This is a genomic window from Streptomyces sp. NPDC091371 (assembly GCF_040684275.1).
Taxonomy (GTDB): domain Bacteria; phylum Actinomycetota; class Actinomycetes; order Streptomycetales; family Streptomycetaceae; genus Streptomyces.
In genome coordinates, this window is sequence record NZ_JBFBFP010000007.1 from 147,390 (window position 1) to 159,661 (window position 12,272).

Below are 12,272 nucleotides of genomic sequence, written 5' to 3' on the forward strand. Positions count from 1 at the left end.
GTGGCCAATGGCCGAAGGCCCGGTGTCGGAGGCCCGGTGCCGGAGGCCCGTGGCCGGGCAGTGCCTGACGAACCGTGCCCGGGGGCCTGGTCGCAGGGTGTCCCCTGGCCCGGAGGCCCGTTGCCGGTGGGCGGTGGGCGGTGGTGTGCCCTGGGGCGGAGGCCCATGGCCCCGTGCCCGGGGGCGGCGTGGTCCGGGGGCTGTGGGCGGGGGCTAGGCGACCGCGTCCGCCCGTTCGCGGAGCCAGGCGCGGGCCCGGTCGGTCACCCGGTGGGTCAGGCGGACGGACTCGCCCAGGTACTGCGCCGGATCGAAGAGCACGTCCAGCTCCGCCGCGGACAGCACCCGGCCCAGCTCCTCGTCGGCCTCGATCAGTTCGCGCAGCGAGCGCTGCTCGCTGATGCCCTGCTGGATCAGCTGGTAGATCCGCTCGTGGGCGCTCTGCTTGCCGACGTGCCCGGCGAAGGCGAGCATCAGGCTCTCGGTGGCGACCTGGTCGCGTACGGACAGCACGTTGGCCAGTGCCCGGTCGGACCGGACGGACAGTCCCTTGAGCACCCGGGTGGTGATCTCGCAGGCCGTCAGGGTGTAGTGGGAGACGTCCGGAACGCAGACCCACTCCATGCGCAGGGTCCGGCCGTCGCGTTCGTGGTCGCCGCCCATCGCGGTGAGCGCGGTGCCGACCTGGGCCGCGGCCAGCCGGGCCATGACCACGATCTGCTCGCAGCCCTCTGGGTTGCGCTTGTGCGGCATCGTGGAGCTGCCCACCTTGCCGAGGTACCAGGCCTCCTGCACCTCGCCGATCTCCGGCCGGCCGAGGGTGCGGATCTCGTCGGCGATCCGGCCCAGCGTGCCGGACACCATCGCGAGGGTGGAGACGTACTCGACCATCCGGTCGCGCGACGCGTGCCAGGCGGTGTCCGGCACGCTCAGGCCGAGCCGCTCGGCGAGCCGTTCCAGCAGCTCCGGGCCGCGGCCGTCGAAGCCCGCCATGGAGCCGGCGCCGCCGAACAGCTGGAGTGTCAGCACGCGCGGCCTCATGGCCTCGATGCGCTCGGCGTGGCGGAGCAGTTCGTCGATCCAGCCGGAGGCCTTCAGGCCGAAGCCGATCGGCAGGGCCGGCTGGGCGTGGGTACGGCCGAGCACCACCGTGGCGGCGTGCTCCTCGGAGATCTCCACCAGCCGTTCCACCAGCCCGGTGACCAGCTGCTGGAGGTTGTCCAGCACCCGCTTCATGGCCAGTACCTGACCGGTGTCCTGGATGTCCTGGGTGGTGGTCCCGAAGTGGATGAACTCGCCCGCCTCGGGGCCGCACACCGTCTGGAAGGCGCGCAGCACCCCGACCAGCGAGTGCGCGGTGCGGCGGATCTCGGCCCGGACGCCGTCCAGGTCGAGCAGGTCCACCCGGGCGCTGTCGGCGATGCGGTCGGCGGCCCACTGCGGGATCATGCCGAGTTCGGCCTGGGCGAGGGCGAGTTCGGCCTCGACGTCCAGCCAGCTCTGGAAGCGGCAGACGTCGCAGAAGATCTCCCGGCTGGTCTCGGTGGCGTAGATGTGGCCGTAGAAGCGGGAGTCGGTGATGTGGCCCCGCTCGTGGGCACAGGTCCGGCCGTCGGCTGTGGTGTGCATGGTTCCTGTCGTGTGCGGGGCGGGGTGGGTGGCCTGGGACGGGACCGCGGGCAGGGTCGGGGTGCTCAACGGTTCTCTCCGAAGGTGGCGCCGATGACGGTGCGGCGGGTGCGGGCGGCGTGGCGCAGTGCGCTCTGGGAGTAGGGCCCGGTGCCGTACGGGCGGTCGCCGCGCTTGTCGATGGCCACCGAGGCGAAGTCGAGGGCGGCCTGACGGGGCGTGGTGCGCAGGTTGCGCGCCCGGCTGAGGAGGTCGTCGAGCAGGTCGTCCATCATCGCGGCGACGCTGTCCAGGACCTGCTGGGGCGAGGGGGTGGCGGCCGGGCCGAACAGCGCGTCGATCGAGGCGGAGCCGCCGATCCCGCCGATGAAGTCCGGTACCACCAGCACCCCGTGGTCGGCGAGCTCCTGCTCGACGGGGGCGCTCAGCCCGTGGTTGGAGCCGACGACGACCACCGGGCACGGCAGCATCCGGGCCTGCTCCTCGCTGATGGCGTTCTCGCCGGCCGCCAGGATCAGGATGTCCGCCGGCAGGTCCAGCAGGCTCTCGCGGGGCAGCCGCAGCGCGCCGGGGGCGAGGGAGTCGACGGCGCTGGTCTGGTCGCTGTCCAGCATCCGGGCGATGTCGAGGCCGCGGGGGTCGACGACACAGGCGTGGGCGTCGGCGACCGCGGTGATGCGGACGCCGTGCTCCAGCAGCGAGTACGCGGCGGCCCGGCCCATGTTGCCGAAGCCCTGCAGGGAGCAGGTCAGGGCCGAGAGCTCGCGGCCCTGGCTGCGGGCGGTGGCGAGGGCGGCATGGGCCAGGGCGTGGCCGGCCCGGCGCTGCCCGAGGGTGAGCGCGCCGACCGGGGCGTCGAGGGCGCGCAGCCGGTCGAAGAAGTCCTGGTCGCCGATGCCCTGGGCCTTCTTCACCACGTACTTGATGGAGGGGATGCCCTCCAGGGCGGCCAGCTCCTCCAGCTCGTGCCAGCGGGTGCCCATGTCGCAGCCCATGCTGAAGCGCCCCGACAGCTCCTCGCGCAGGAAGTCCAGGAACCGGCGGACCGCGGCGGGCTTGCCCGGGGAGGCCGGGTCGTAGTCGATTCCGGCCTTCGCGCCGTCGACCCCGAGGCCGAGGACGCGCTGCTTGAGGGTCATCCGGGAGGCCAGGGAAGCGACGAGTTCCTCGGTGACGCCGGGCTGTACGCGGAATCCGCCGGCGGCGATGTCGGCGGTGTGGCCGTCGTAGACGAGCCAGCCGCTGAAGCCTTCGACGGGGTCGGTGTACTGAATGCTGGTGGACACGACTTACCTCTTTCCTCCGCACCGGATGTGGCGGCCGGTCGATCCGACGGAAGAAATCTCGCACCGGCAATTCGGCGGCGACAGATCCGGCCGGATCAGGAAGCTGCACCGGTCCCGGCAGTTTCCTGTCAGCCGCCGCCCGGACCTGGCTCCGGAGCGCTGGTAGAAAGAACCAGCCAGGCCGGTTCAGGCCAACTCCACTGAAAGAAACGCCTCTTGAGGGGGACCAGTCGTGCCAGTCGTGCAGACAGTCGTACGGACGCCGGAGCAGGAGACCGCGGACGTGGAGAGAGCGCGGACGCGCATCGTGGTCAAGGTGGGCTCGTCGTCCCTCACGAGCGCGGCCGGCGGCCTGGACGCCGAACGGCTGGACGCGCTGGTCGACGCGCTCGCCGCGGCCCGGGGCCGGGGCGAGCGGCTGGTGCTGGTGTCCTCCGGGGCCATCGCCGCGGGCCTGGCCCCGCTGGGCCTGACCGCCCGGCCGGCGGACCTCGCGCACCAGCAGGCCGCGGCCAGCGTCGGACAGGGCCTGCTGATCGCCCGTTACACCGCGTCCTTCGCCCGCTACGGCATCCGGGTCGGGCAGGTGCTGCTCACGAACGACGACGTCACGCGCGACGGGCAGTTCGGCAATGCCCGCCGCACCCTGGACGCGCTGCTGGCGATGGGGGTGCTGCCGGTCGTCAACGAGAACGACACCGTCGCCACGGAGGAGATCCGCTTCGGCGACAACGACCGGCTCGCCGGGCTGGTCGCCGGGCTGGTCCGGGCCGACCGGCTGGTGCTGCTGTCGGACGTGGACGGGGTCTACGACGCCGATCCGCGGCTGCCCGGCAGCCGGCGCATCGCCGAGGTGCGCTCGGGCGCCGAACTCGACGGCCTCGACCTCTCCTCCCCCGGTTCCGGGCTCGGCACGGGAGGCATGGCCAGCAAGCTCGCCGCCGCCCGGTCCGCCACGGAGGCCGGCATCACCGTCCTGCTGACGTCCGCTTCCCAGGCGGCCGAGGCGCTGGCCGGCCGGCCGTGCGGCACCCTCTTCCACGCACGCTCCGATTCGGGATGGGGCGTGGCCGACGGGCCCCTCGAGGGCCTCGTGGACATCGTCCGGGAGGTCACCGGACGGCCGGACATCACCCCCGACACGCAATTCCACGACATCGGCGGAACATCTCTCCAGGCCATGCGCATCTGCGCCCGCCTGCGCACCCTGACGGGAATTCCCTTTTACCCGCAGGACGTATTCGAAAGCCCTTCCCTGAGGGAATTCCTCGCCCCCGGCACGGAGATAAGCCATGCCGCCTGAGGCCACGCCGCACGAAAGCCCGCACGCCCGGACCGGCGGGAGCCGGCTCATCCACATGGCCGTCACCCGGCAGGCCCGGACCCGCCCCCGCGCCACCGCCCTCGTCGAGGGCTCCGCCCGGATCTCGTACCGGACCCTCGACCACGCGGCCGACACCTACGCGGCCGCCCTCCACGACCTCGGTGTCCGCCCCGGCGACCTGGTGCCCGTCGGCCTGCCGCGCGGTGCCCGGCTGATCGCGGTCCTGCTCGCGGTCCTCAAGTGCGGGGCCGGGTACGCCGTCCTCGACCCCGCCCAGCCGGCCTTCCGGCGCCGGGAGACCGTCAGCCGGCTCGGCTCCCCCGTGCTCGTCGCGGCCGCCGCGCGGTCGTCGGACGAGGAGCCGGCCGCGGGCCGGGGCACATGTGTCTGGACCCCGCCCGCCGAGAGCCTGGAGGAGGCCGCCGGCCGGCGAGGCAGGGCCGTCCACCACGAGGTCGACGCCACCTCCACGGCCGCGGTCTTCTTCACCTCCGGCACCAGCGGCCCGCCCAAGGCCGTGCTCTCCCCGCACGCCGCGACCACCCGGCTCTTCGCGGACCGGCCCGTCGCCGGACTCGGCCCCGGCCGCACCATGCTGCAAGCGGCTCCCGCGTCCTGGGACGCCTTCTCCCTGGAGGTGTGGGGCCCCCTCACCACCGGGGGCACCTGCGCCCTCGCCGCGACCGGCCAGCTGCTCCCCGACGACCTGCGCGGGCTGCGGGCGGAGGCCGGGGTGGACACCGTCTGGCTCACCTCGGCGGTCTTCAACCTGTTCGTGGACGAGGACATCGCGGCGTTCAGCGGTCTGCGGACCGTGCTGACCGGCGGCGAGACCCTCTCCCCGCCGCACGTCCGGTCCTTCCTGGCGCGGCACCCCGGCATCACCCTGGTCAACGGCTACGGCCCGGTCGAGAGCTGCGTCTTCGCCACCACGCACACCATCCGGCCCGAGGACTGCGACCTGCCGTCCGGCATCCCGATCGGCACGCCGGTGCCCGGCACGGACGTACACCTGGTGGGCGGCGAGATCTGGGTGACGGGCGAGGGCCTGGCCCGCGGCTACCTCTCCGACACGGCCGCCACCCGGGCCTCCTTCACGACGCTCACCCTCAACGGCCGGCCGCGGCGCGCCTACCGCACCGGCGACCGGGGCGAGTTCGACCGGCACGGCGTGCTGCGCTTCCTCGGCCGCGCCGACCGCCAGGTCAAGATCGCCGGCCACCGGCTGGAGCCCGCCGGCATCGAGTCGGTGGCCCGCACCGTGCCCGGCATCCGGCACTGCCACGTACTGCCGGTCCCCGCACGGGGGACGGCCCCGGACGCCGGCGGACCCGGTGCCGCCCCGGACCACCTGGCGCTGTTCTACACGTCCTGGTCGAACGACCTGACCGCCGCCGCCATCCGCCGCGCCCTCGCCGACCGGCTCCCCCGCTACAGCGTGCCCGCCGCCGTCTACCGGGTCCCCTATCTGCCCGTCACCGCCAACGGCAAGGTCGACCCCGCCGCCCTGCTGTCCACCCTCACCGCCGCACGGAGCACGTCATGACCACCGCCTCCTCGTCCGCCCCGTACCCCATGACGTACGAGCAGGAGTCGATCTGGCTCAACGACCAGCTCCACGACGGGGCCTCGCGCTACGTCGAGTCCTGGAACCACCGCCTCCGCGGCCCCCTCGACCACCGGGCCGTCGAGACCGCGCTCACCGGGATCGTCGAGCGGCACGCCACCCTCCGCTCCCGGCTCGCCCTGGAGGACGGGCGGGCCGTGCAGTACGAGGAGGCGCCCCGGCCGGTGAGCGTGGACAAGCGGACCGTGCTGCCGGGCGAGCTGGACCGGGCGCTGCGGGAGGCGGTCCGCGGCCCCCTCGACCTGACCCGGCCCCCGCTGCTGCGGGCCACGCTGCTGCACGTGGGCCCGCAGGACGCCGTCCTCGCCGTGGCCCTCCACCACGCCCTGGTCGACGGCTGGTGCTTCCGCCTGCTGGACCTGGAGTTCAGCGCCCGCTACCGGGCCGCGCTGGCCGGCGAGCAGCCCGAATTGCCGCCGCTGGAGAAGACCTTCGCCGACTACGCCCGGGAGCAGCGCTCCCGTCCCGCCGCGCACCACGGGGAACTGCTCGGCCACTGGCGGCGGGTGCTGGCCGGCGCGCCCGCGCAGTCCACCGTGCCCTCCGCGCGCCGCCGCCCGGACGTCCCCGACCACCGGGGCGGGCAGGTCCGCTTCCGGATCGGGTCCGACACCGGCCGCCGGATCCGCGAGCTGGCCCGCCTGCACCGCACCAGCACCTTCAGCGTCCTCGCCGCCTGCCTCACCGCGCTGGTGGCGCGCTCCAGCGACCAGGACGACGTCGTCATCGGCACCCCGGTCTCCCGCCGCGACGAGCCCGGCCTGGAACCGCTCCTCGCCTGCCTCACCGATGTCCTGCCGCTGCGTCAGACGGCCGATCCCTGTCGTTCGTTCAGCGAGCTCCTGCGCTCCACCAAGGCCGCCGTGTGGGAGGCCGTCGCCCATCGCGACATCCCGTTCGGGCACCTCGTCAAGGCCCTCGACACCGAGCGCAGCCCCGCCCGGTTCCCGTTCTTCCAGGTGGTCCTCACCGTCGACGACGCCGCCGCTCCCGGCCTCGACCTGCCGGGGATCACCTCCGAGCAGGTCCGTGTCGACCACGGCACCGCCAAGTTCGACCTCTTCTTCCACCTGGTGCCCGAGGACGGCGGCTACCTGGGCCTGCTGACCTTCACCGAGGCGCTGTACGACGCCGCGCACGCCCGGCGCATCGCCCAGTGGTTCACCACCCTCCTGGACAGCGCACTGGCCCGGCCGGATGCGGCCCTCGGAGAGCTCGCGATGCTCTCGGACGCCGAATACGCCAGAGTGGCCGAGGAGTTCCCCGAGGGACCGTCCGTCACGGCCGGACTATCGCTGGCGCACGAGGCGTTCAGCCTCCAGGCGCGGATCACCCCGGACCGGCCGGCCGTCGTCGACGGCTCCGTCGAGATCGGATACGCGGCCCTGGAGGCCGCCTCCGACCTGCTCGCCCGCAGGCTCACCGCCCTCGGCGCGGGCCCGGGCCGCCGCGTCGCGGTCCGGCTGGACCGGGGGCCCGACGTTCCGACGGCCGTGCTCGCGGTGCTCAAGAGCGGCGCGTGCTGCGTGCCGCTGGATCCCGCGCTGCCCGCCGAGCGGACCGGCCTGGTGCTCGGGGACAGCGGCGCCGGGATCCTGCTGACGCGTTCCGACACCACGGGGGCGCGCCCGGCGGCCGAGGGTCTGCGGGTGCTGCTCCTGGACGCCCCGAACGGCGGGCCCGAACCGGGGGCGACCGCACTGCCCGCCGCCGGCCCGGACGATCTCGCCTACGCCGTCTACACCTCCGGCTCCACCGGCGTTCCCAAGGGGGTCGCCATGCCGCACCGGAGCCTGGCCAACCTCGCGGACTGGCAGCGCCGGCGGTCCTCGCCGGCCCCCCGCACCCTCCAGTTCGCCCCCATCGGCTTCGACGTGTTCTTCCAGGAGCTGTTCGCGACTTGGGCCGGCGGCGGCACCCTGGTCCTCGCGGGTGACGAGGCGCGCAAGGACCCGGCCCTGCTGCTCGCCCTTGCCGAGGAGCAGCGCGTCGACCGGCTCTTCCTCCCGTTCGTCGCCCTCCAGCAGCTCGCCGACCACGCCGCGGCGGCCGGCCTCGGCTGCCCCGTCCCGGAGGTCGTCACCTCCGGCGAGCAGCTCCACGTCACCCCCGCCGTGCGGGCCTTCTTCGCCGGCACGGGGGCGTCGCTGGACAACCAGTACGGCCCCTCGGAGACGCATGTGGTCACCGCCCACCGGCTGGCCGGCGACCCCGCCGGCTGGCCCGCCCGGCCGCCCGTCGGCCGGCCCGTGCAGAACGCCCGCGTCGAGATCCTCGACCGGGCCGGCCGGCCCGTGCCGCAGGGCGCCCCGGGAGAGATCTGGGTCGGCGGCACCCCGGTGGCCGAGGGCTACCTGGGGCGCCCGGAGCAGACCGGGCTCCGTTTCCGGCCGGATCCCCGCGTCCCGGGCGGGCTGCGCTACCGGACGGGGGACCTGGCGCGGTTCGGCCCCGACGGGCTCATCGAGTTCCTCGGCCGGGACGACGACCAGATCAAGATCCGCGGTCACCGGGTGGAGCCGGGCGAGGTGGAGTCCGCGCTGCGCGCACTGCCCGGCGTGGCCCAGGGCGCGGTCACCGTCGTCCCCGGGCCCGCCGGGCCCCGGCTGCACGCCCACTTCGTACCGGGTCCCGGCCCGGCCGCCCCCACCCCGGGCGCGGTCCGCACCGCGCTCGCCGCCGTCCTGCCCGGCTACTGCGTGCCCTCCCGGGTCCTGGCCCACGGCGCCTTTCCCCGGACGGCGACCGGCAAGCTCGACCGGCCGGCCCTGGACCGCGCCCCTGCCCCCGCCCCCGCCCCGGCCCCCACCGGAGCGGCCGCCGCGGGCCCCGCCTCCGCCGCCGAGCCCATCGTCGCGCGGGCCTGGCAGGAGGTGCTCGGGCAGCCGCCCGCGGGCCCGGACGAGAACTTCTTCGACACCGGCGGGGACTCCCTGCTGGCCGTACGGCTCGTCCTCGCCCTGCGCGCCGCGACCGGCACGGCCCTGCCCGCCCACGCCGTCTTCGGCTCGCCCACCCCCGGCGCGCTCGCGGCCCGCCTCGACGGGGCCCAGGCGCCCGAGGAGGAGGCCCCCGGCCTGTCCGCCGACGCGGTGCTGCCCCCGGACGTCCGGCCCGCCGCCACCGTCGAGGCCTGGATCGCCGAGCCGCGGCACCTCCTCCTCACCGGAGCCACCGGCTTCCTCGGCGCCCACCTGCTGTACGAGCTGCTGACCCGGACCCCGGCCCGGGTGCACTGCCTGGTCCGCGCCGCCGACCCGGAAGCGGCCCGCGCCCGGGTCGTGGCCGCCCTGCGGGCCCGCCACCTGTGGCTGCCCGCCTTCGCCGACCGGGTCCACGCCGTCCCGGCCGATCTGGCCGCGCCGGGCCTGGGCCTGGCCCCGGGCGTCTTCGACGAGCTGGCCCGTACCGCCGACGCCGTCTACCACTGCGGGGCCGCAGTCAACCTCGCCCATTCCTACGCGCAGTTGAAGGCCGCGAACGTGGACGGCACGGCCGAGCTGCTCCGTCTCGCCGCCCGGCACCGGACCGTGGCCCTGCACCACGTGTCCACGGTCGGCGTCCTGGCCCCCGGGCCGGGCTGCGGCCCGGTGGTGCACCCCGGCGACCCGCTGCCCGGCCCCGGCCGGCTCCGGCACGGTTACGCGCAGAGCAAGTGGGCGGCCGAGAAGCTGGTCGCGCAGGCCGCCGAGCGGGGGCTGCCGGTGACCGTCCACCGCCCGACCCGGATCGCGGCGGACACGGCCACCGGCATCTGCCAGCCCTCCGACTACTTCTGGCTGCTCCTCAGGGCCTGCGTCGAGGCCGGGCTCGCCCCCACCGAGGACCCGGGCGGGGCGGTGTCCTTCGACCTGGTTCCCGTCGACCACGTCCGGTCCGCCGTGGTCGCCCTCACCCGCCGCCCGGACAGCGTCGGCCGCACCTTCCACATCGCCGCCGACGAGCGGCTGGACCTGGGGACCGCCGTCGGCTGGCTGCGCGGACTGGGCCACCGCATCACCGGCACCACCAGCGCCGCCTGGGCCGCCCACGTCGAGGCCCGCGGGCTGCCCACCGGCCTGGCCCTGCTGGCCACTGTCCGCGAGGGCGGCGCCGAGACCGCATTGCGCTACGACGTCACCCCGACCCGGGCCCTGCTGCCCGGCCACCTCCCGGCGGCGCTCACCGCCGACGGGTTCGCGGCGACCGTGGCCCACTTCACCGCGTCGGGCTACTTCCCCGCCCCCGCACATGGCACCCGGGGGTACCCGGCGGGGCTCGCGGCGCGCCGCCGGTCCGAGGGGGGCGGCAGCCTGTAGGGGAAGGGGGTGCAGGCGCGGCGGCGAGGCTCTCTGGAGGACGGATGACGTCGGTGGACCCTTCACCGCGAGCGGCACCACCCGACGACCGGACCGGGCAGCGGCGGACCGAGCGCCGTGCCGGCCAGGGCGCCACCGTCCTGCGGTGGCTGTCGACCACCGACCACAAGGTGATCGGCAACCTCTACCTGGTGACGGCCTTCTGCTTCTTCCTCTTCGCCGGCGCGCTGGCCATGGTCATGCGGGCGGAACTCGCCCGCCCCGGACTGCAGCTCGTCTCGAACCAGCAGTACAACGAGGCGTTCACCATCCACGCCACGATCATGATGCTGCTGTTCGCGACGCCGACCTTCACCGGTTTCGCCAATGCGATCATGCCGCTGCAGATCGGGGCGCCCGATGTCGCCTTCCCCCGGCTGAACGCCTTCACGTACTGGGTGTACCTGTTCGGGGGTCTGCTGGTCGTCTCCGGGTTCCTGACCGCCCACGGGGCGGCGGACTTCGGGTGGTTCGCGTACGCGCCGCTGAACGGCCTGCGCTACTCCCCCGGGACCGGCGCCGACCTGTGGGCCATGGGCCTGGCCGTGTCCGGGCTCAGCACGATCCTCGGCTCGGTCAACTTCATCACCACCATCGTCTGCATGCGCGCGCCGGGCATGACCCTGTTCCGCATGCCGATCTTCACGTGGAACGTCCTCTTCACCTCGATCCTGGCGCTGCTGGCCTTTCCGGTGCTCACCGCCGCGCTGCTGGTGCTGGAGGCGGACAGGAAGTTCGGTTCGCACGTCTTCGACCCGGCGAACGGGGGCGCGCTGCTGTGGCAGCACCTGTTCTGGTTCTTCGGGCATCCGGAGGTCTACATCGTGGCCCTGCCGTTCTTCGGCGTGGTGAGCGAGATCCTGCCGGTCTTCAGCCGGAAGCCCATGTTCGGCTACGTGTCCCTGATCGGTGCCACGATCGCGATCACCGGCCTGTCCGCGACCGTGTGGGCGCACCACATGTTCGCGACGGGTGCGGTGCTGCTGCCGTTCTTCTCCCTGCTGTCGTTCCTGATCGCCGTGCCGACGGGCGTGAAGTTCTTCAACTGGATCGGGACGATGTGGAAGGGGTCGCTCTCCTTCGAGACGCCGATGCTGTGGTGCATCGGCTTCCTCGTCACCTTCCTTCTGGGCGGCCTGACGGGCGTCCTGGTGGCCTCGCCGCCGCTCGACTTCCACCTGACGGACAGCTACTTCGTCGTCGCCCACCTGCATTACGTCCTGTTCGGCACCATCGTCTTCGCCACCTTCGGCGGGTTCTACTTCTGGTGGCCCAAGATCACCGGGCGGATGCTGGACGAACGGCTCGGCAGGATCCACTTCTGGACGGTGTTCGCCGGATTCCAGACCACCTTCCTGGTCCAGCACTGGCTGGGCGAGGCCGGCATGCCGCGCCGGTACGCGAACTACCTCGCGGGCGACGGCTTCACGCTCCTCAACACCGTCTCCACGCTCGGCTCGTTCCTGCTGGGCCTCTCCACGCTGCCCTTCCTCTACAACGTCTGGAAGACCCACCGCTACGGTGCGCGGGTCACCGTGGACGACCCCTGGGGCTGGGGCCGGTCCCTGGAGTGGGCGACGAGCTGCCCGCCGCCGAGGCACAACTTCCGTTCCCTGCCCCGGATCCGCTCGGAATCCCCCGCTTTCGACCTTCACCACCCGGAGGTGGCCGGTGAAAGGTGAGGCCTGGCTCTTCACCGGCACGGCACTGTTCTTCGGCGCGACCACCCTCCTCTACGGCTGGCTGTCCCGGGAGCCGGCGGGGACCGCGGCGCTCTGCGTGTCCTTCGTCATGTCGAGCCTCGTCGCCGCCTTCCTCTGGCGCCAGTACGGGCGGGGCGGCGAGCGGCCGGAGGACCGCGACGAGGCCGAGGTGCGCGATGCGGGCGGGCAGCGGCTGTACTTCCCCGCCCGCAGCTACTTTCCCGTACTGGCGGCCGCGGGGAGCGCGCTGATCGGGCTGGGCGTGGTCCAGGGGCTGTGGCTGTGCCTCATCGGCTTCGGCGTCCTGCTGCCCGGCATCCTGGGCTTCGCCTTCCAGAACCTCGGGCACCCGGAATAGCCCGCCCG

7 protein-coding genes are annotated in these 12,272 nt (G+C 74.0%); 5 read left to right on the forward strand and 2 right to left on the reverse strand.

Annotated elements, in window-relative coordinates:
- Positions 1 to 213: 213 nt before the first annotated feature.
- Positions 214 to 1,698 (reverse strand): adenylosuccinate lyase family protein, encoded by a 1,485-nt coding sequence (locus AB0O21_RS11355; RefSeq protein WP_365169229.1) that lies wholly within the window; start codon positions 1,696 to 1,698, stop codon positions 214 to 216.
- Positions 1,695 to 2,915 (reverse strand): Glu/Leu/Phe/Val dehydrogenase dimerization domain-containing protein, encoded by a 1,221-nt coding sequence (locus tag AB0O21_RS11360; protein ID WP_365169231.1) that lies wholly within the window; start codon positions 2,913 to 2,915, stop codon positions 1,695 to 1,697. The genes AB0O21_RS11355 and AB0O21_RS11360 overlap by 4 nt, the downstream gene beginning before the upstream one ends.
- 283 nt (positions 2,916 to 3,198) lie before the next feature.
- Between AB0O21_RS11360 and proB the strand changes: the two genes are divergently transcribed.
- The 5 genes from proB to AB0O21_RS11385 are packed head-to-tail and all read left to right on the forward strand — an operon-like array spanning position 3,199 to position 12,264.
- Positions 3,199 to 4,218, forward strand: coding sequence for a glutamate 5-kinase (gene proB, locus AB0O21_RS11365; RefSeq protein WP_365169465.1), 1,020 nt, complete (start codon positions 3,199 to 3,201; stop codon positions 4,216 to 4,218).
- Complete coding sequence (locus tag AB0O21_RS11370) at positions 4,208 to 5,785, forward strand: AMP-binding protein (protein WP_365169233.1); 1,578 nt, start codon at positions 4,208 to 4,210, stop codon at positions 5,783 to 5,785. The genes proB and AB0O21_RS11370 overlap by 11 nt, the downstream gene beginning before the upstream one ends.
- The gene (locus AB0O21_RS11375) at positions 5,782 to 10,164 is read left to right on the forward strand and encodes an amino acid adenylation domain-containing protein (protein ID WP_365169235.1); all 4,383 of its coding nucleotides are present in this window, start codon (positions 5,782 to 5,784) and stop codon (positions 10,162 to 10,164) included. The genes AB0O21_RS11370 and AB0O21_RS11375 overlap by 4 nt, the downstream gene beginning before the upstream one ends.
- Positions 10,165 to 10,208: 44 nt before the next feature.
- Positions 10,209 to 11,885, forward strand: coding sequence for a cytochrome c oxidase subunit I (ctaD, locus tag AB0O21_RS11380; protein ID WP_365169237.1), 1,677 nt, complete (start codon positions 10,209 to 10,211; stop codon positions 11,883 to 11,885).
- A complete protein-coding gene (locus AB0O21_RS11385) occupies positions 11,875 to 12,264 on the forward strand; it encodes a cytochrome c oxidase subunit 4 (protein ID WP_365169240.1) in 390 nt (129 codons plus the stop codon). The genes ctaD and AB0O21_RS11385 overlap by 11 nt, the downstream gene beginning before the upstream one ends.
- The last annotated feature ends 8 nt before the right edge of the window (positions 12,265 to 12,272 follow it).